The following is a 19,691-nucleotide window of genomic DNA, read 5'->3' on the forward strand; positions in this document are numbered from 1 at the left end:
GGCAGCTTCTGCATCCAGAAATTTTCGAACTTGATGAAGACAATCACTGTCGCAAAATTAATTCGTGTTTGAGCCACTTGTACGGATCTAGGGAGCATGTTTTATCCCTAACTATTTCAAAGAGAAGTGAGGGGCGATTATATCGCCCGCCATATTATTCAGCTTTGAAAACCAGGCCAGCATTTTCAGTTAGGCGCTTAATCAATTGCTCTCCCATGGCGGCAGCGGGTGTCCAAATACCACCTGGAGTTTGGATGTCGTCCAGTGCCATGGCGAGTGCGCTCTCTGAAATCATGCGCGAAGTGGAACCGTAGCCAGGGTCGCGATCGCCGGCAACAGAGGCGCGAATTTGCTCGCCACTGGCCGTTTCACCGATAAACAATAAGTCGTAGAAGCCGGCTTCCTGCTCTTCTCGGCTGGGACCTTCACCGGGTTTCAGATCATCATTGCTCAGGCTTGGCGTGGCCATCGCCTTAGCGATGGTTTCTCCTTTTTCACCTGGGCCGGTGAGCATCATTTCGGAGTAGGTAAAACCTTCTCCATAGGCGTGCTTTAGCAAGGCGTTAGAGCGGTGGACATTGGGGATATTAATGGTCGCCATCACAAATGGCGCAGCCCAGCTACTGACGTCTTCAACATAGCAAGGTTTGAAACTTTCAGGCTGATCTACGCCCTCGTATCCGGGAACCAGCCCGTAAGGGTTTTTTAGCTGTTTACCAATGGCGGGGTCTTTAGCTGCGGCAACTATGGTGGCTTTCAAGCTGGCCACTGTGCCTCCAGAGGCGATGCCCTGCATGCCACGAACAAGCGCTTTTATATGTTGGGCGGGCTGTCCTGTTTTCTCTTTTGCTAGTGACTGTAGGTAGAAAACACCCAGATCAGATGGAATAGAATCAAAGCCACACGAGAAAACGATGCGAGCGCCACTGGCTTGGGCAGTAGCTTGATGCTGTTCGATCATCGCCCGCATCCAGCTGGGTTCACCACAAAGGTCTACATAATCGGTCCCTGTTTCTGCACAGGCTTTAACCATGAGGGAGCCATAGAGTTGATAGGGGCCCACTGCAGTCAATATGACTGAGGTGCGCTGAACCAAGGCTTTTACTGCTGCCTCGTCGCTGGAATCAGCGGCGATGATCGGTAAGTCGGCGGGTAGGCCGGATTCAGCCACTACGGCGCGGATCTTGTCCTCATTTCGTCCAGCGAGAGCCCACCGCAACTTTCCAGAGTTTCCCTGTTGTGCCGCTATATATTCAGCTATTAGCTGACCGGTAAAACCACTGGCACCGTAGATGATAAGGTCAAATTCGCGCTCTGTTTTCATGTTTTGTAAATCCTTATTAGTAGAATGAATATCCCCAGCGCGGGTCAACTGAAGATCCTGTTTAACATTTGTCTTAGCGGTATGCGTTCTCGTATTCCCTTATTTGCTGGCAACACAAGCTAACATTTTGTATGAATTGGAAAGTTTTCATATTAAACGAGCGAGCGCTCGCTCGTCAAACATTTTTGCGCTATAGTAAGATTGTCTGGAGTAGGGGATTGGCATGACAGCGGGTGTGAGAGAACAAGACAGTTCAGTTGAGTGGCCAGAAGATTTGAGTTTTGCTGCCTATCAACGTGTACTGCCATTAAACAAAAAGAATGTGTATGAATACTTCTTCGAGGCGAACAAGGCTAGCATCAGTGTTCAGAATGCCCGGCTGGCTATTCCAAAACTGGAGATGATTCTCAAGGCCATTTTTAGCATATCAGCCAAGAGGGGGTTTCACGCTATGTCGCTGCGAGATCTCTGTAAGGAAACAGCGCTGAGCATGGGTGGCATGTATAACTACATCAGCAGTAAGGAAGAGCTGGCACGCATGGTGACCGAGTTCGTCGGCATGACGTTTCTTGAGATCAACAACCGCCTACCCATTCCCGACGATGATATAAATGGACAACTGGAAGCACAACTTTGTGCTCGTATTTACATGAGTGAGCTGTTCCGATCATGGTATTTCTTTGTCTATATGGAAACCAAGAATCAGCCAGTTGAATTGATTCAACGCTCACTCGAAGTGGAGCGCAATGCCACTGGTATTATTGAAACCCAGATTGAAAAGGGCATTAAATCGGGTATTTACAAGCCGGTGGACAGTGCATTGGCGGCGGCGGCGCTGGTGTCCATGGTGGAGGAATGGTTCCTCAAGCCCTGGTACTTCCAGGAAAGGGGGACAGATGTGCAGGCGTATGCAGACTTTGTAGTGGGTTCTGCAAGAAGCTTGTTGGGCGTTAGTAAAAGTGGTTTAAAGAACAAGGCTGAGATATGACCCAAGTAAAATAAATGTCCTGATATTGTTCGTAGTCAACTGATAATAACTTTTATACCTACCTTATCTATCGCTGAGTATTCTTTAATGAAAAACACAATTTTATAAATCTTGCCTATCATTGTTAATGAGGCGCGAGAAATGTCGATTAACTTAATGAGGTCGCGACTATCACCAAGGGCAAATTAACAGAGTTTAATCGAACAATTTGATTTACTACCACGCTAAATAATAGGAGCACATTTTGGACACAACACAGTTTAATAATAAGGTCATTCTCATCACCGGCGCCGCGAGTGGTTTCGGAAAAATTATGGCAGAAAAGCTTTCTGTTGCTGGTGCCCAGCTGGTACTAGGAGATATCAATGCTGAGGGCTTGGAGCAGGTTGTCTCGCCACTGCGGGAGGCAGGCGCGGATATTGTCAGTCAGCGCTGCGATGTTACGGTGGAAAGTGACATGGCCACTCTAGTCGAGGCCGCTGTTAATAATTTTGGACGTCTGGATATTGCTGTCAATAACGCGGGCGCTGGCACCGCAATGAAGCTCCTTATCGATATGGATGAAGCCGAGTTTGATTTCAACATAAACGTTAATGCCAAAAGTGTATTCTTTGGAATGAAATACCAGATCAGGCAGATGCTGACACAAGAACAGGGCATCGTACTTAATGTGGCGTCTATGGCTGGTCTGGGCGCCGCCCCCAAACTGTCAGGCTACGGTGCGGCCAAGCACGCGGTGGTCGGTTTGACCAAAACCGCGGCAGTCGAATACGCGCGCAAAGGTATTCGTGTCAATGCCGTGTGCCCGTTCTTTAGCCCCACGCCTTTGGTTACAAATGCTGAATTAGGTGGCATGCAGGATCTTCTTGCTCAGGGTTCCCCAATGAAACGTCTGGGCACGCCTGAAGAGATGGTAGAAGTGATGTTTATGCTCATGTCGCCGGATAACAGTTACATGAATGGCCAGGCTATCGCTGTTGATGGCGGGACTTCTGCCCTATAAAAAACGCGACTAGATTTCATTCAAAATCAGCCGGACTTTAAGCGATATTTTAGATCGCCAAAATGAATTAGGAACAGAAAGCACTATGGATACTTCAACATTATTTTCACTAGAAGGTAAAACAGCACTGGTCACTGGTGGGTCTCGCGGCATAGGACGAATGATTGCTGAAGGCTTTATTGCACAGGGAGCGAAAGTGTATATATCGTCCCGTAAAGCAGATGTTTGTGACGCAGTGGCCAAAGAATTGGGCCCCAATTGTATTTCCCTGCCACAGGACGTGAGTACAGTTGACGGTTGTAAGGCATTGGCGTCAAGCTTTGCAGAGGCAGAATCCAAATTGGATATCCTGGTCAACAACGCGGGTGCGGCCTGGGGTATGCCCTTTGAGGAATTCACCGAAGCCGGCTGGGATAAAGTGATGGACCTTAATATCAAATCACCTTTTTTCTTGCTTCAAGCACTTCACAATTCATTGAAGGCTGCGGCTAGTGCCAGCCAACCAGCCAAAGTGATTAACATTACCTCCATCGATGGCCAACGTTTGAATCCCTGGGATACCTACAGCTATCAAGCCTCTAAATCGGCGCTTATTTACCTCACAAAACGTCTAGCCGCACGCCTTGTTAAGGATCAAATCAATGTGACATCAATCGCCCCAGGTGCTTTTCCATCGGAAATGAACCGCGCTGCACGAGATCATGCCGCTGATGTATCGAATAGTATTCCCTGTGGCCGTGTCGGTGTTGCTGAAGACATGGCGGGTTCCGCAATCTACCTTGCCAGCCGAGCTGGTGATTACGTAATTGGTGATACTATCACCGTGGATGGCGGTATGGTTCATGCCGCGCTGGGAACGGGTATCGATGCTTGATGGGCCGATGATTTATAATTGATCTTTAGACAACACCATGTAAATTGTATAGCCCCAAATTTTAGGCTACTCCGCCATTCATTTTGAAACGACCTTCACGGCCAAGCGGATGTGTGGATAGTCTTGGGGCTATTGAGTGGTCAATGGGCTTTAAGATGATCGCAGTTAAAATTTATTTGAGGGACGGTTGCTCTGATCGGTTTATGATTCGTAGCTAACCTCAAAAATCAAAATTGCGGTGATCTATTCTTTACTTCTACTGAGATTCCAGTCTAGTTTTCAAACCAAAATGGTACTCCCAAGGTAGCCGTATTGTGTTTGTAAAAATTGAGATAAAATCTATAAAAGCACTGTCGTCTGAATTTACAAGTATGTTGAGGAATCCACTATTTTACCGATAAGCCAAGTTATCAGCAGAATTTTATATATTCTAAGTAATGAGAATAAGCTGGTATTGCAGGCAGAACCAGGAGCAGGGAAATCTACAGCTCTGCCATTAAGCCTATTAGATGTTAGTTGGCTTAAAGGGAAAAAAATTATTATGTTGGAACCGCGGCGTATGGCTGCCAAGTCTATAGCGCACTATTTGGCCGGCCAATTAGGAGAAAAGGTAGGTCAACGGGTTGGCTATCAGATAAAAAATGATAGAACGGTATCGAAAGAAACCGTTCTGGAAGTCGTAACTGAGGGGATACTGACTAGAAGGCTGCAAGGTGATCCGGAAATAGACGATATCGGTTTGATTATTTTCGATGAGTTTCATGAAAGATCACTTCATGGCGATCTTTCCTTACTTCTTGCCCTGGAAATACAGCAAACGATTCGAGAGGATCTTAAGCTATTAGTGATGTCCGCTACTATTGACACGGAAATGGTCTCTCAATACATGGGGGGAGCGGAGGTCATTAACTGTCCGGGTAGAGTATTTCCGGTATCTGTTACTCATACCAGTCACAATAAGAAACCCTTGGTTAATCAGGTGCTGGAAGCTTTGAAGAGTGCCATCAGTAACATTCCTGAGGGCGATGTATTGGTTTTTTTACCTGGGCAGGCAGATATCAATAGATGTATTGCCGAGTCCCAGTCGGCATTAGGTTTAGATCCAGAGTTGTTGTTTCTTCCGTTATACGGTGGCTTGTCTTTGAGAAATCAGGAGCAGGCCTTAATACCCGATCCCGATGGTAAGAGGCGAGTTATTTTCACCACTAACATTGCTGAGACTAGTTTAACCATCGAAGGTGTTAGCTGTGTCATTGATAGTGGTTTAGAAAAGCTGCTCATTTTTGACCCTGTCAGCGGCATGACACGTCTTGATACAACGTATATCTCAAAGGCATCCGCTGAGCAGCGTAAAGGCCGGGCTGGGCGGACGCAGCCTGGACGTTGTATTCGTTTGTGGGACGAGGAAAAGCATAGGTCACTCAAAGACTACCAGAGCGAAGAGGTTCTCTCTGCGGATTTAAGCGGTGTACTACTTGAGCTTTGTCTATGGGGAAATGGGGACTATGACAGTGTTAACTGGCTGACACCCCCTCCTCGTTCTCACTATGAGTCTGCCAAAAGTACTTTAATCTCCTTAGGTTTAATCGATAGTGATAACAAGGTAACGCCACTTGGTGAAAAGGCTTCAGGTGCCGGGCTTTCACCAAGATTGGCTGCAATGCTACTGAAGGCAGAAGGGCAAATTGAGCAAGGCATTGCCTGTGATATGGCAGCTTTATTGTCAGACCGAGACATATTTCGTCATAACAGAGGCGTTGGCATCATTGAACGTCTGTTGGCGGTGCAAGAGTACAAGATTGATAAAAATGTTGCGTTGAACAGATACCCGATTAAACGCTTGGCAGTGGAGCAGTTGCTGGTTAGTGCTGGTAACTATCGGCGTCGCCTTAAACTTGAGAAGTCTGTGACTGGCTTTTCGCTTACGGTATTACAGGAAACTGTCGGTAAGCTTTTGCTGTGTGCATACCCTGATCGATTGGCTAAAAGACGGTCTTCCACCTGTGGACGTTATTTGCTTGCGAATGGCAGAGGTGTCTTTATATTTGATGATGATCCTCTCTTTGGTTGTGATTGGTTGGTGGTTGCAGATTGTGATGCTCAGAAACAAGAAGGGCGCATTTACAGTGCTGCGCCTATTCTTGGGAGTCTAGTACTGTCTTATCTCAAGGATAGTATTGAAGAGAAAAATGTTTATGAATTCGATAGGGCTAAGCAGAAAATTACTGGTCGTAAAATTACAGAATACGGAGCGATCAAAATCAAGTCTGAAGTCATCCAAAATATCCTGCCGGAGGCATTTCAAGCGTGTTTACTTCATGAATTTAGAAATATCGGTTTAGATGTACTGAGTTGGACGCGAGGGTGCGAGGAATGGCTGTCTAGGGCCCAATGGCTGGGTGGCCAGATTGAGACATTTCCAAAGCTTTCTAAGGCATCGCTGCTTGAAACACTGGATCACTGGCTGCTGCCTTATTTGTCGGATGTGAATTCTATAGCAAGCCTAAAGAAGATTAATGTTTTCGAGTTATTACGTGGGACTTTATCTTGGGAAGAGCAACATTTACTCAGTAAAGAAGCCCCAAATGAATATATTACTCCCAGCCAAAAAACAGTCCCTATCGTTTATGATGATCAACAAGGCCCAACGGTCTCTGTTCAATTACAGGAAATGTTTGGGCAAATTGAATCCCCTAAAATTGGCGGAGGTAAAGTCTCGCTAAGGTTTGAGCTTCTCTCGCCAGCGCGTAGGGCCATTCAAACCACGAGTGACTTAGAAAATTTTTGGAAAACCTCTTATTTCGAAGTCGCTAAGGATATGCGAGGTCGATATCCCAAACATCGTTGGCCGGAGCAACCGCTTTTAGAAAAGGCAGGTCGATCAATAAAAAGGAAAGGATGACTGGGGGGATGTGCGTTGCTTAGAAAGACGTCTCTTTAAACCATTTTCTATCGCTGATGAGGATCTAGTAAACGAATGTCAATTTGTTACCTTGGTCAGATGCTCCTATTGCTCGTCTTAAATCGAAATTAAAGCTAACACAAGTAAAAAGCCCCTGCGGAATGAGATGCTACAGAGGCTTTTTGTTTTCAGGCTAGGGTGTCTTAGAAGCGTACTGCGCCGCCGATAAGAAGTCCGTTGCCGTCTGCATCACCACCATCATCAAAGATCGTAGCAAGTAGCTCGACTTGCTCATTTGGGAAGAAAGACGCGCTAATGCCGATACGGTCGCTAGAGTAGTCACCTACATCTTGAACAGATGCATTTAAGCCTAGGCCAAACATATTGTTGAAGTAGTAGGTGCCGCCAACGCCAATTTGGTAGCCGCTGTCATCGTCTGTATCAATATACGCAACCGTGACATCGTAGCCAACTGAGGCACCTTGGCTTAGAGAATTTAAACCGTGGAATGTAGCATCTAAGACATCAGTGTCGTCGTCGGTGCTGTAGCTTACAACAACATCAGTATTGTCGTTTAAGTAGGTACCTACGCCGACACGGATTGTGTCGTCATCGTCGTTACCTGTGTCTACTGTCGCCCAGTCTGCTTCTATAATGATATTGTTTGCAGTAACGAAGCGACCGCCAATGTTAGTGGTATCTACATCGTCAGCATTAGCGACATCGGGCTCGATGCTGATAAAGCTAAAGTTAACGAAAGAAGATTTGTCTAGGAAGCTGGCTTCAGCCAGTGGTCCCTTGCTTGTGTCTACTTTGTCAAAATGAAATTCACCTGCAACACCGAGGCCGTCGTAGTCTACGCTACTTATTTCGCCATCAGTGTAAACACCACCCACTTCAAATTGATAATCTGCGTATGCTTGGCCAGTTGCAGCCAAAGCGATGGCACTTGCTAAAACAATCTTTTTCATTTTAATTACTCCCCGTAAGAACTGGTCACTACGATAAATCTCGTATATGACACAGCCATTTCCTTTGCGTGATACTTTTATAATTTCCATCTTTTGTGCACCAAAATATCCCGTGAAGTCTATTTTGGTGCAAGCGCTAGGGAGGTTAACACAATAAATCAGGTGGTAGGAAGGGGGATTATTGCCGCAAAATAGAGCAAAAGTAGGCTATTTTTGGCAGCCGTAATTTGCATATTGAGAGAGTACATCACGCATTTCTTGCTCGCTAAGCAAGGTGGGGCCACCATTTTGCAAGCTGTAATAATAATTTGCAGCTAAGGCTTCCACTTCTTTGGCTAAAGAAAGTGCTTTGACTGGATCGCTGTTATAGGCAATTTGGCCGTGATTTGCGAGCAGGCACGCTTTGCGTTCAAATAAGGTACGGCTAACCTCCTGGGATAATGCCTCACTGCCGTACAAGGCGTAAGGCGCGCAGGGAATAGAGTCACCACCAGCAATGGCAACCATATAGTGAAAGGCAGGTATGCTGCGGCGCTGACAAGCCAGTACCGTGGCAAAGCGAGAATGGCAGTGAACTATTCCGCCAGCACTTGGGTGGTCTTGATAGATTTGCCAGTGCATACGCCATTCACTTGATGGCTTTAGTTGGCCGTCCCCCGTTTTGCCTTTGGCATCAATATAAACTAAGTCAAGAGGTCGAGCATGCGCGGCCACTTGGCCAGTGGCAGAGATTAGCATGCCGCCATCGGCTGTTTTTACTGAGGCATTGCCGCTAGCTCCGGGGCTGAGTTGAGCGCTGTCCATCCCGTGTAAGGCGGCAATGAGTTGGCCGCGTTCTTTTCGCCACTCCATTAGGCTGCGTCTCGAAGCGCCTGAATTCGTTTTTCAAGAGGGGGGTGGGAGCTAAATAGTGCGGCGAGATCCGTTTTCTTTTGGCTGCTAATGGCCAGTGCCGTCATTTCTCCGGGCATATCGTTGGGTAGCCCTTGTTGCGCCTGTAGGCGCTGTAGAGCTGCAATCATATCGTTGCGGCCAGCGAGATTTGCGCCCGCTGAGTCGGCGCGGAATTCACGCCAGCGAGAAAACCACATAACAATAGTTGAGGCCAAAATACCCAAAATCATTTCAGCGATGAAGGTGGTAATGTAAAAAGCAATTCCGTGGCCGCGCTCTGTTTTAAATACAGCTCTATCTACTGTGTGACCAATAATTCGCGCAAAGAACATAACAAAGGTGTTTACCACGCCCTGAATGAGGGTCAGGGTAATCATGTCGCCATTGGCAACGTGACCAATTTCATGGGCGAGTACTGCTCTTACTTCATTGGGCTTCATTTGTTTAAGAAGCCCTTCAGACACCGCAACCAGCGCTGAATTTCGATTCCAGCCGGTGGCAAAGGCATTGGCTTGCGGTGATGGGAATATGCCTACTTCCGGCATACCAATGCCCGCTTTTTGCGCCAGTTCGGCAACGGTTTCCATTAACCAGCGCTCTTGGCTTGAGCTTGGCTGGGAGATTACTTGAGTTCGGGTGGCGCGTTTGGCCATCCATTTGGAAATAAACAGTGACACCAGCGAACCGGCCATACCAAATACGGCACAGAACACCAATAATGAGCCTAGGTCTAGGTCGACGCCATTTTGCGCCATAATACTTTCGACACCGAGCAAACTGAGAGTGATACTGGCAACGAGAACAATGGCTAGGTTGGTGGCCAGAAACAACAAAATACGCATCATGGGGTAGGGTTCCGGTAAATTGATACTGCTAATTAGATGGTGGTCCCCATCCTTAGTTTCAAGCTATAGCGTAAGATTTTTCTCAGTGTTATTAAACCTGTAATGACCTTAGCAATTATTTAGGTTCCTTCGCTGCTATTACTGCTGGGTTCATTGAGATCTAGCGGCTCATTGTGTGGCGTCATGATGGCTGGCCCAGCCTCAACTTTAGGTTGAGCTGCATCATCTGTTTCGCAGGGAAGCGGGTGTGCACGCAGTTCGATGTTTTTACTGCTTTGCTCAAATACTACGTTTATTGCTTCATCGTGGTGAGGGGTTCTGAATAGTGAACGTCGGTCGCAGCCATCAACCCATTCAAGTTGTTTGCTGAGGTAGTGCCCATGTTGGTTTTGTATTACGAAAACGATTGCCATTGTTGCCTTAAAATTAGATTGGTTTAGTTTGGTTGCAGATAAAGTTAGCGTGTGTGGTGGCATATTTATATGCCTTGCTTAATTATCCTGTGGAATCATTAAGCAAAGTATCTTTTGCATCATTAATTTGACTGGCGAGGAAGTCGTTACCGCCGCGGTCAGGGTGAAATTTCTGCATCAGTTTGCGATGCGCACTAATGATCTCTTCTTTGCTGGCGCCGGCTTGTAAGCCAAGAGTCGATAATGCTTGCGCCTGATTCATTGTCTTTGCCGATTCGGGACTGGCTCCGCCATTGCTGTTTTTTTGGGTGCCACTTCCCAGACGCTGATAGGCGTATTTTAAAGCTAGCTGGCGGACAAAAGGGAGTGCCCCACCTATTACGCCGGCAACCCAAGGGACTCGGCCGGTTAAGGATAGTAAAATCAGGGCCGCTGCACCAAGGCCGATGAGGAGCGTTATGTAATAGGCCCGTCGCTCTTTAGCGGGTTTGCTTTGTACAAGTTTTACAAAGCGATACAGGCCATACAAGACGATGGCGGCGAAGAGTAAGCGAATGATCATATTGGTCCTTTAAGCATTAGGCGAAGATAATTATCCTGCCATTGCAGTTTTCAGCTGTGCTAAAGTATAAAGCCTTGAGCGTCATATACCCACTATTGTGATGCCACTGTTTTCCCGCCGTTAACGGATTTTTACATGGCCTCTGGATTTTCCCCTGCGCAGCGCTTCGTATTATTTCAGTCACTCTATCAGGCAAGTCAATCTGGTGAAAATAATTGGGATCACGTTGTTGCCTTGTTGAGTAAGGGAGAGCAGGCGGCAAAACGTGCTCAGCTAGACAGTGTTGCCGCGCAATTTGCCGATGGTCAGCGGGTCGTACTTGATGAGTTGCGCGAAGGTGGGGTGTTTCTCGATTGGGAGTTGCGTTTTTTACAGCTGGGTTTGGCTACAGGGAATTTGGCAAAAATGTATTTGCGCCTTGCTGAACACTATCGCTTGCAAGCTGCGTTTCAGCAGCGTTTTCGTGTTCATATTCGCTGGCCCTTATCTATTGTGTTGTTGTGCATAGTGCTGTTGCCTATCTGGGGGCTAAGTGCGGGTGCTTTTATTGCTAGTGACGCGCTGACTATCCTTGTATTGAGCTTGTTTCCGCTTATTTTGGTGTACGGGATCAGGTTATTGTCGTCACGCAATCTTTTTGTGCGGCGAGGGATTCAGCAGGCAGCTTACCGTTTACCGGGAATAGGCAGGGCCTTGGCGCAGTATCAAAGTTATCATTTTATGAATCACCTTGCTGATTGCATTGCGGGTGGATTTACCTTGTCTCAGGCGCTCAAGCAATCTGCTAGACGTTTACCAGAGGCGCCGATTAACAATCGATATTATAAAATGGCGGCTGATGTGGAGGGGGGGGAATTGCTTTCCACTGCGTTATTACGCAGTGGAATTTTAGTGGGGGTAAAATTACCACCGGTGTCTAATATGGGCGATGCTAAGCAGGTGCCTTCTCAATTGGGCTTAGCTATACATCGCGTGTGTGAAGAACAATCAGATTTTTGGTCGGCTTATCTGCCGTGGTTATTGCTAGGCTTGCTTCCGTACTTAGTTTTGCTTAATGCATGGTTTCTCGGCCGCTGAGCTGCTCTAGTTCTTCTACATAGTGACGACGATCCGATAATTCAGTTTCAATTGCAAAACGTTCAGTATTACTCTGCCATTCGGCATTTTTCAATAATTCCCACAATTTACGACTGCACAAGTTTTTCACATTCATGTCATTACTTTGCTTATTCATTTCTTTCTCCTTCGCGCTCTCTGCGCCTTCTTCCATTATCATATCTGTCTTACTTTGGTATTTAGTTACCGTTGACTACTATCTCTGTTGTCCGTGACAGCCTTATGACAAGGCTATTTTCTTAGATAAAATACATTGATTTATTGACCACTGTTGGTGCAACTAAGTCATTTTTAGTTGTTAGGGTCATCAAGATAGCGGTTTTTTCACAATATCTGTTCGTCTGAACAGGGGGAATCACACTACCAGGGCAACTGATATTAAAAATGGATGTTAGCAAATACTCTGCTGACAGCCTCAGTGCGCGGGGTTTTACGAGGAAAACTAGCCCAAATGCCGTTATTATCAATTGCCTAAATCAATCTACTGCTCACCTACATTGACGTTAAGCCTAATCTAGGTCTTGTCTCAGACAGTATTAAACTAGCAAAGTTCGAGCCAGTTGGTAAAGAGGGGGAAGTACGTAAGCCATGATGCGGGGAAATTGAATAGTGCTCGACGAACGTCGAGCACTTAAGAGCGATTTTAGAAAGTGAAGCGGATTCGCCAAAAGAAGTCAGCTTCTAGGGCGCTTAGTTCATCGCTGTCGTTTACATCGTCATAAACGGGTAGGGCGGCAACAAGTTCAGTGAACAGGGCGTCAGAGAACGTTATGCGTAAGCGCAGACCAGCATCGGCAATGCTTTGGGTTTCGCCAAACTCACTATTGGTGTTATTAAACCAGCTAGCACCGTATTCGGCGAACACCGAAGGCGAAATTTTATAATCGCTCCAAGTAAAGGTTTTTTCTAAACTTGCGTTTATATAATAACCTTCATCACCCACTAGAACACCGGGTAAGTAAGCGCTTAAGGTGTTCATACCACCTAAAACAAACTGCTGCTGCTGAGGTAATTGTTCATCGGCGAACTGGCCGTTTGCACTGAACGACAATAGGGTATCGTCGTCAACCCGTATCATGTAGCGAGCACTGGGTTGCAAAGCGAGGAATTCAGCGGTACGGGCAGCTGGCACTACATCAGGAGGTGTTGTGCCGGGATATTGTGCCAAATATGCCGTTTGGTAGTTGTCGTAGTTATCGAGTGTGCCGCCATCGCCAAAGCCAGCTAGGAAATTTAGTCCTACATTCAGTTGTGCTGCAGGCAGTTCTTCGGTTTTGTAGCGTGCTTTTTGATATTTCACGCCGATATCGACAACTTGATAGGTTTCTTCCAGTAATTTGCTACTGGTACCGGCCTGTTCAAGGGTCGAGTCAATATGCGATATCTTTTCTGTGACAGATAGACGGCTGTCTACACTGCTAAATACGATTTGCTCACCACGAAAAGCCGCTTGTAAAATTTCTGCGTCTAGATTGACCGTGGTTACCGTGGTTGTAGTTCCACAGCCTAATAAACCCAGTAAGCAAAAACCAGTTTGGACTAGCGTTACGCTAGGCTCTCTGCTGTATTCAACATAAGATAGATCAACGCCGTAGAGGCCGCTTACAAAGGGGTGGTCAATGCTGAGGCTGAATTGATCTAGGCTTTCACCATCCAGAGCGTCGCCAAACTCTGTAAATGTCGTTTGGTAGGCTAAAGATAATTCGGTACCGCTTTCAAAGCGATGTTTAAGACCTGCTAAACCGAAATAGCGTCCTAGGAATCGGCTACCTTTATTGTTGGCTTCGAGTATGAAGTCAGTGCTGTCGTAATCTTCGGCTGCTGCTTTAGTCATAACTAAAGCGACGGAATTATTGCCGGTCTCTTCGTAAGACATGCTGTAATTGTAGCCACCGCGCTCAGCTTTTAGGTTTGCCAAGATGCGTGAGCGGTCAAACTCTGAAATGCTCAAGTCACTGTCGCCAATTAAGTCTTCAAAATGTGGGCGAATATTATCTTCAACGCGAATATCAGACAGTGTGAGTTGCTCAACATATACTACAACGTCATCACCTTCGCGTGCGTAACGAATTCTGACTAGTAGGTGACCACTTTGATAATACTGCTTAGTTAAATTGATGATGCCTTCGGCAGGTGTTTTGGCGCTACTTAAGATGCTCTTAATATCGGCGTCGGCTAAATAGCTATTACCTAAAACGCGAACATTCGTTCCGTTAATGACTGCTGAAACCTCTGCCGCAGATACTGCGCTATAGGCGCTGACCTGAGCTGGTGTGGCTAGTTGCGGTGGTATTACGGGGGGCAAATCGATTGCCATGGTACTCTCCCTAAAAAGTAAATTTCCGTTCGCCCGCCAAGTGGCGGGCGCATAAGGTGATTATTGTTCGGTGTTGATAATAGTGAGCTCAACTCGACGGTTTTCAGCGCGCCCACTGTCTGTGTCGTTAGTGGCAAGTGGTTTACTTTCACCATAACCTTGGGCGCTTAAACGGTCACCATCAACACCGTGTTCAGCTAGGTATTGTTTAACGGATATGGCGCGGTTTTGCGAAAGGTTCAAGTTGTAGTCGTCACTGCCTTTGCCATCTGTATGTCCAGCCACTTCAATGTTTTGCGCATCTGACTGTTTAATAACAGCGACTGCCTTATCTAAAATGGCAGTGGCATTAATGGTTAATTTGGCGCTATCAAACTCAAAGAAGACGCCATTTAATCGCAGCGGTGCAGCTTCTGTCAGGTGGCAGCCGCTTGCAAGAACAGCCATGCCAATTGGTGTTTCTGGGCATTCGTCTTGCTCGTCGCAAACACCGTCTGCATCTTGGTCTGCACAGTTACCTTGACTGTTAGGGTTGTTGGCCATGAGGTCGCGGTCTAATAAAGCAATAAGCGCGGGTTGGTCAAAGGGGCCATTACCTAGGCCATTATCTAAACTGTTACCAGCTGTGCCGTCAGCGCTACTGCCGCCGCCCAAGAGGTCATTTACAATACCATTACCGTCACTGGTGTTGGTGTCATTGTTGGTAAGCGCATCTTCTAAGCTACCGCCGGTCAAGTCTGCTACCGCGCCATCAAGAGGGTCTGTAATGGGTTCAACGATTGCTAAAACAGGCTCAGTTAACGGTGATAGCGCATCTAGAAGTGCTTCGCCAAGTTGGCTGTCAACGACGTCTGTGGCGGGGTTCAAGCCTTGGTCTAAGGCATCAATAATAGGGGCTATCGCGTCGCCTACAACACTTGTTACGACGGGGATTGGGGAAGTTTCACCGCTACTTTCTTTTCCGCCATCGAGTAGGTCGTTTACGATTCCATTGCCATCGTCGATGTTGTCATCATTGTTGGTAAGTGCGTCTTCAAGACTACCTCCAGTGACGTCGGCAAGAATACCGTCGACTGGGTCGGTGACCGGTTGTAAGGCACCAAGTAAAGGATCTAAGACGGGCGATAGGGCGTCAAGTAATGGCTCACCAATTTGGTCGTCAACGGCATCGGTTAGTGGGTCAAGTGCTGTATCAAGCATGGCTACTAAGTTGCTAATAGAGTCACCAAGTGGACCTGTAATAGGAGCCACTGCTGAGCTTTCGCCCGCTTCGGTTCCACTATCCGTGTTTTCTGTGCCGCCACCCAGTAAATCATTCACTAAGCCGTTGCCGTCAGCGGTATTGTCATCAGCGTTGGTGAGGGCGTCTTCTAAGCTGCCGCCAGTAAGGTCGTAGATGATGGCATCAACGGGATTGGTTACAGGTGCAAGCTGCGCTAAAACGGGTTCGGTGACAGGGGCGAGTTGCTCTAGAATGGGCTCTAATAGTTGGTCGTCAACAACGTCTGTTAATGGGTCTAGGCCTGTATCAATGGCATCGACAAGAGTGGCCAAGCCACTACCAAGATTGGCGGTAATCGTGTTAAGAGGTGATGTTTCGCTGCCGTCGCCATCTGTTGATGCATCGCTACCACCCAGTAAATCGTTAACTAGGCCGTCACCATCAGTAGTATTGCTGTCATTGTTGCTTAGTGCGTCTTCAATACTGCCGCCGGTAAGATCGTTAACAAGGCCATCTACAGGGTCGGTTATGGGAGATAAAGCTGATAGAAGTGGCTCGGTAACTGGGCTTAATGCGTTTAATAACGGTTCACCAATTTGATCATCAACCGCATCAGTAATAGGGTCTAAGGTGGTGTCCAGTGTAGAAACTAAGTTGTCGATTGAATCGCCGAGTGGGCCAGTGATAGGAGCTAAAATTGAAGCCTCGCCTTCTTCGGTACCGCTAGCGGTGTTTTCAGAACCACCACCTAATAGATCGTTTACCAGCCCATTGCCATCACGAGTGTTGTCATCAATATTGGTAAGTGCATCTTCTAAGCTGCCACCCGTTAGATCGGCAAGGAGGCCATCTACCGGGTCCGTAAGCGGTTCGATCGTTGCAAGAAGCGGGTCTGTAGCCGGGGCAAGTGCATTTAGGATGGGCTCTAATAGTTGATCATCTATGACATCAGTCAATGGGTCTAAGCCGCTATCAATAGCGCTAATGAGAGGCTCCAAGGTCATGCCCAGGCTTGCAGAAATAGATCCTAGGGGGGAAACCTCTCCGGCCTCTGTGCCGCTGCCAGCTACTGTCGGCCCACCAAGTAAATCATTGACAATACCATCACCGTCGGACATGTTTTTATCAATATTAGAAAGCGCATCACTAAGGCTTCCACCCGTTAGGTCGGCAACAATGCCGTCAACAGGGTCGGTGACAGGTTGCAGTGCGCCAAGTAGCGGGGTAGTTAGGGGAGAAAGTGCATTCAGCAATGGTGCACCAATTTGCGCGTCTATTGGGTCTGTTAGCGGGTCAAGTGCTGTATCAATGGCATTTACTAACGGAGCTAGGGAGTCGCCCAGTGGCTTGGTGATGGGGGCAAGAATAGATTGGCTATTTGCTACACCCTCTGGGTCTTTAGGGTTGAATAAAGCACCTAAATTAATGATCTTGGCGAGCTCTTGAGCATTCGCGACATTGTTTAGCGGTAGCGTGGCTGCGCTAGTTAATATGATTACAGACGCGAGTCCCCTTGGCGATCGTAAAATCATCATATTTTTCATCCTGAGTTGTCAATAATTCTGGTTGTATACCGCGGAGCACTTACAGTAATAGAGGGCAGCTTTTCTGGCAGTATGCATTAGGTCGGCAGTATAAGTATTTCTCCCTACGTATGTAAGCATATAACGTGTGAATAATGTGTGATGATTGCCAATGAGTTTTGTGATGATGATCACAGGTTTCTATAAAAGAAGGAATTTGAGGTCAAACTGGTCGCGCTCTAACAAAATATCAAGGCGCGTTAGGGGGAGGTGTTAAAGCAGTTAAAAAGAGGCTAACAGCTAGCTGCGGTCAAGCGTCTAGCTGTTTGGGGTGCTCTTAATACTCACAGTTGAGTGGCAGTGTTATAGCGTGTTACTCGTCGATAACCGCATCCACAAAATAATGGTCAACACCATTAATGCGTTCTTTAACAAGGCCGTGACAGTCTGTCTCAAAACCAGGGAATCGAGAGTTAAAATCGCGAACAAATTGTAGGTAGCGAACAATAATATGATTAAAGCGCTCACCAGGTATTAATAACGGGATACCGGGCGGGTAGGGCGTTACTAACATGGCGGTAATACGGCCTTCTAGTTCGTCGATGGCGACTCGCTCTACTTGACGGTGGGCCATTTTTGACCAAGCGTCAGCGGGTATCATCGCCGCTTCCATTTCCGATAAATACATTTCCGTGGTAATGCGGGCAATGTCGTATTCTTTATAGACATCGTGAATATTATTGCAAAGGTCACGTAAACCCACTTTGTCATATTGTGGATATTTTTCAGCAAATTGAGGCATGACACGCCAAAGGGGTAAGTTTTGGTCGTAGTCGTCTTTAAATTGCTGTAACTCGGTAACCATAGAATTCCAGCGGCCTTTGGTAATCCCGATGGTAAACATGATAAAGAAGGAATACATTCCGGTTTTTTCAATGATGATGCCATGTTCCGCTAGGTATTTGCTGACAATAGAAGCGGGTATACCAGTGTCATCAAAATTGCCATCTACATCGAGGCCGGGGGTGATGATGGTCGCCTTGATGGGGTCGAGCATATTGAAGCCAGATTCAATTTCGCCAAAGCCGTGCCAGCTGTCATCAGAGTGAATAACCCAGTCATCGCGGTCGCCCACGCCTTCTGCGGCAAGGGTCTCTGGTCCCCACACTCGGAACCACCAGTCGTCACCGTAATCAGCGTCTACTTTGCGCATGGCTCGACGGAAATCTAGCGCTTCGAGGATAGACTCCTCAACTAAAGCGGTACCGCCGGGCGAGTCCATCATGGCCGCAGCGACATCGCAGGAGGCAATAATCGCGTATTGTGGGCTGGTAGACGAGTGCATTAGGTATGACTCGTTAAAACGGTGGGTGTCTAGCTTCCGTTGCGCGCCATCTTGAACGAGTATTTGTGATGCCTGTGATAGTCCTGCCAGTAGTTTGTGGGTGGACTGGGTGGCAAATACTAGGGTGTCATCTGAGCGTGGCCGATTTGAGCCAATGGCATGCATATTGTGATAAAAGGTGTGAAAGGCTGCATGGGGTAGCCAGGCTTCATCAAAGTGTAAGGTGTCGATGGTGGAATCGAGAATGTCTTTAATTTCTTCGACGTTATACACAATTCCGTCATAAGTACTTTGGGTGATGGTTAATATTCGTGGTTTCTTATCCGCTGCATGACGAGCAAAGGGATGGTCTTCAATTTTTTTGCGAATAGCCGCAGGTGAAAATTCACTTTTTGGAATGGGGCCAATAATGCCGTAGTGATTACGTGTCGGCATGAGGAAAACTGGAATAGCGCCGGTCATGATAATGCTATGTAAAATGGATTTATGGCAATTTCGGTCAACCACCACAATGTCACCTGGCGCAACGGTTGAGTGCCATACCACCTTGTTGGACGTTGACGTGCCATTGGTGACAAAGAATAAATGGTCGCAACCAAAAATTCTTGCTGCATTGTTTTCACTGGCGCTCACCGGGCCGGTGTGGTCGAGCAGCTGACCGAGTTCTTCTACCGCGTTGCATACATCGGCGCGCAATAGGTTTTCACCAAAAAATTGGTGAAACATTTGTCCAACGGGGCTCTTTAAAAAGGCTACCCCACCAGAGTGACCAGGGCAGTGCCATGAGTAGGAGCTGTCGCTGGCGTAATTCATTAAGGCTTTGAAAAATGGTGGCGCTAATGAGGAAAGATATTTATTCGCTTCGCGGATAATGTGTCTGGCAACAAACTCTGGCGTGTCTTCAAACATATGAATGAAGCCGTGTAATTCTCGTAAAATTTCATTGGGAATATGACGAGACGTGCGGGTTTCACCATAGAGAAAAACCGGGATATCTGTATTGCGTTGACGTACGGCGGTCATGAACTCGGCGATTGATTCCAGAGCTTGGCCAACCGTCTCGTCGCTGCCATCACCAAACTCCTCATCGTCAATAGAGAGAATAAAACAAGAGGCACGGCTAGCTTGTTGAGCGAATGCGGTTAAATCGCCGTAGCTGGTTAATCCAACTATTTCCATGCCTTCTTTGCTGATTGCGTCGGCAAGATCGCGGATACCAGAGCCCGAGATATTTTCGGAGCGGAAATCTTCGTCAATAATGACAACAGGAAAACGAAATTTCATTTATTTGGCCATTGTTGGTTTTTGGCGTACCCAAGCATTGCTCGGACTCGTTACTGTAATTTTACTAAAAATGACTACAAGCACGCGGCACCCAATTTCTAGGAGTGG

The 19,691-nt window shown here is 47.0% G+C and carries 15 protein-coding genes; 5 read left to right on the top strand and 10 right to left on the bottom strand.

Going from position 1 to position 19,691, the window contains the following annotated elements; all coding sequences use genetic code 11:
• Positions 1-154 precede the first annotated feature (154 nt).
• Positions 155-1,324 (bottom strand): saccharopine dehydrogenase family protein, encoded by a 1,170-nt coding sequence (locus AELLOGFF_RS04845; RefSeq protein WP_159267620.1) that lies wholly within the window; start codon positions 1,322-1,324, stop codon positions 155-157.
• A 223-nt stretch (positions 1,325-1,547) separates the two neighbouring features.
• Between AELLOGFF_RS04845 and AELLOGFF_RS04850 the strand changes: the two genes are divergently transcribed.
• The 4 genes from AELLOGFF_RS04850 to hrpB all read left to right on the top strand — a co-directional run bounded on the left by AELLOGFF_RS04850 (position 1,548) and on the right by hrpB (position 7,091).
• Complete coding sequence (locus AELLOGFF_RS04850; RefSeq protein WP_159267621.1) at positions 1,548-2,312, top strand: TetR/AcrR family transcriptional regulator; 765 nt, start codon at positions 1,548-1,550, stop codon at positions 2,310-2,312.
• A 244-nt stretch (positions 2,313-2,556) separates the two neighbouring features.
• The gene (locus AELLOGFF_RS04855; protein WP_159267622.1) at positions 2,557-3,315 is read left to right on the top strand and encodes an SDR family NAD(P)-dependent oxidoreductase; all 759 of its coding nucleotides are present in this window, start codon (positions 2,557-2,559) and stop codon (positions 3,313-3,315) included.
• Positions 3,316-3,400: 85 nt separating this feature from the next.
• Complete coding sequence (locus AELLOGFF_RS04860) at positions 3,401-4,189, top strand: SDR family oxidoreductase (RefSeq protein WP_159267623.1); 789 nt, start codon at positions 3,401-3,403, stop codon at positions 4,187-4,189.
• Positions 4,190-4,586: 397 nt separating this feature from the next.
• Positions 4,587-7,091, top strand: a complete 2,505-nt coding sequence (hrpB, locus tag AELLOGFF_RS04865; RefSeq protein WP_268818558.1) for an ATP-dependent helicase HrpB — start codon at positions 4,587-4,589, stop codon at positions 7,089-7,091.
• A gap of 203 nt (positions 7,092-7,294) precedes the next feature.
• Here hrpB and AELLOGFF_RS04870 read toward each other — a convergent pair whose 3' ends face one another.
• From AELLOGFF_RS04870 to AELLOGFF_RS04890, 5 genes are all read right to left on the bottom strand, one after another.
• A complete protein-coding gene (locus AELLOGFF_RS04870; protein WP_159267624.1) occupies positions 7,295-8,062 on the bottom strand; it encodes a putative porin in 768 nt (255 codons plus the stop codon).
• A 207-nt stretch (positions 8,063-8,269) separates the two neighbouring features.
• On the bottom strand, positions 8,270-8,914 hold the full coding sequence (locus tag AELLOGFF_RS04875; protein ID WP_159267625.1) for a class II aldolase/adducin family protein: 645 nt from the start codon (positions 8,912-8,914) through the stop codon (positions 8,270-8,272).
• Entirely contained in the window at positions 8,914-9,801 is an 888-nt protein-coding gene (htpX, locus tag AELLOGFF_RS04880) for a protease HtpX (RefSeq protein WP_159267626.1), read from the bottom strand. The genes AELLOGFF_RS04875 and htpX overlap by 1 nt, the downstream gene beginning before the upstream one ends.
• Positions 9,802-9,920: 119 nt before the next feature.
• Positions 9,921-10,277 (bottom strand): hypothetical protein, encoded by a 357-nt coding sequence (locus AELLOGFF_RS04885; RefSeq protein WP_235035491.1) that lies wholly within the window; start codon positions 10,275-10,277, stop codon positions 9,921-9,923.
• Positions 10,278-10,296: 19 nt separating this feature from the next.
• Complete coding sequence (locus tag AELLOGFF_RS04890) at positions 10,297-10,776, bottom strand: DnaJ domain-containing protein (protein ID WP_159267628.1); 480 nt, start codon at positions 10,774-10,776, stop codon at positions 10,297-10,299.
• A gap of 135 nt (positions 10,777-10,911) precedes the next feature.
• On the opposite strand from AELLOGFF_RS04890, the gene AELLOGFF_RS04895 reads away from it, so the two are divergent.
• Positions 10,912-11,853 (top strand): type II secretion system F family protein, encoded by a 942-nt coding sequence (locus tag AELLOGFF_RS04895; RefSeq protein WP_159267629.1) that lies wholly within the window; start codon positions 10,912-10,914, stop codon positions 11,851-11,853.
• On the opposite strand, the gene AELLOGFF_RS04900 is transcribed toward AELLOGFF_RS04895, so the two are convergent.
• The 4 genes from AELLOGFF_RS04900 to AELLOGFF_RS04915 all read right to left on the bottom strand — a co-directional run bounded on the left by AELLOGFF_RS04900 (position 11,828) and on the right by AELLOGFF_RS04915 (position 19,583).
• Entirely contained in the window at positions 11,828-12,010 is a 183-nt protein-coding gene (locus tag AELLOGFF_RS04900) for a hypothetical protein (protein ID WP_159267630.1), read from the bottom strand. The two genes, AELLOGFF_RS04895 and AELLOGFF_RS04900, sit on opposite strands and share 26 nt — an antisense overlap.
• A gap of 525 nt (positions 12,011-12,535) precedes the next feature.
• Positions 12,536-14,209 (bottom strand): ShlB/FhaC/HecB family hemolysin secretion/activation protein, encoded by a 1,674-nt coding sequence (locus AELLOGFF_RS04905; protein ID WP_159267631.1) that lies wholly within the window; start codon positions 14,207-14,209, stop codon positions 12,536-12,538.
• Positions 14,210-14,269: 60 nt separating this feature from the next.
• Positions 14,270-16,966 (bottom strand): OmpA family protein, encoded by a 2,697-nt coding sequence (locus AELLOGFF_RS04910; RefSeq protein ID WP_159267632.1) that lies wholly within the window; start codon positions 16,964-16,966, stop codon positions 14,270-14,272.
• Positions 16,967-17,327: 361 nt separating this feature from the next.
• Positions 17,328-19,583 carry an Orn/Lys/Arg decarboxylase N-terminal domain-containing protein gene (locus AELLOGFF_RS04915; protein WP_159267633.1) on the bottom strand — a complete coding sequence of 752 codons (2,256 nt, stop codon included), beginning with the start codon at positions 19,581-19,583 and terminating at the stop codon, positions 17,328-17,330.
• Between the last annotated feature and the right edge of the window lie 108 nt (positions 19,584-19,691).

Origin of the sequence: Zhongshania aliphaticivorans, from assembly GCF_902705875.1 — a bacterium.
GTDB lineage: Bacteria > Pseudomonadota > Gammaproteobacteria > Pseudomonadales > Spongiibacteraceae > Spongiibacter > Spongiibacter aliphaticivorans_A.

Coding starts and splice junctions, on each gene's coding strand:
- AELLOGFF_RS04850 (WP_159267621.1), top strand. CDS start 1,548: ATGACAGCGGGTGTGAGAGAACAAGACAGTTCAGTTGAGTGGCCAGAA.
- AELLOGFF_RS04875 (WP_159267625.1), bottom strand. CDS start 8,914: ATGGAGTGGCGAAAAGAACGCGGCCAACTCATTGCCGCCTTACACGGG.
- AELLOGFF_RS04910 (WP_159267632.1), bottom strand. CDS start 16,966: ATGATGATTTTACGATCGCCAAGGGGACTCGCGTCTGTAATCATATTA.
- AELLOGFF_RS04905 (WP_159267631.1), bottom strand. CDS start 14,209: ATGGCAATCGATTTGCCCCCCGTAATACCACCGCAACTAGCCACACCA.
- AELLOGFF_RS04870 (WP_159267624.1), bottom strand. CDS start 8,062: ATGAAAAAGATTGTTTTAGCAAGTGCCATCGCTTTGGCTGCAACTGGC.
- AELLOGFF_RS04915 (WP_159267633.1), bottom strand. CDS start 19,583: ATGAAATTTCGTTTTCCTGTTGTCATTATTGACGAAGATTTCCGCTCC.
- AELLOGFF_RS04845 (WP_159267620.1), bottom strand. CDS start 1,324: ATGAAAACAGAGCGCGAATTTGACCTTATCATCTACGGTGCCAGTGGT.
- AELLOGFF_RS04890 (WP_159267628.1), bottom strand. CDS start 10,776: ATGATCATTCGCTTACTCTTCGCCGCCATCGTCTTGTATGGCCTGTAT.
- AELLOGFF_RS04895 (WP_159267629.1), top strand. CDS start 10,912: ATGGCCTCTGGATTTTCCCCTGCGCAGCGCTTCGTATTATTTCAGTCA.
- AELLOGFF_RS04885 (WP_235035491.1), bottom strand. CDS start 10,277: ATGCCACCACACACGCTAACTTTATCTGCAACCAAACTAAACCAATCT.
- AELLOGFF_RS04860 (WP_159267623.1), top strand. CDS start 3,401: ATGGATACTTCAACATTATTTTCACTAGAAGGTAAAACAGCACTGGTC.
- AELLOGFF_RS04900 (WP_159267630.1), bottom strand. CDS start 12,010: ATGAATAAGCAAAGTAATGACATGAATGTGAAAAACTTGTGCAGTCGT.
- htpX (WP_159267626.1), bottom strand. CDS start 9,801: ATGATGCGTATTTTGTTGTTTCTGGCCACCAACCTAGCCATTGTTCTC.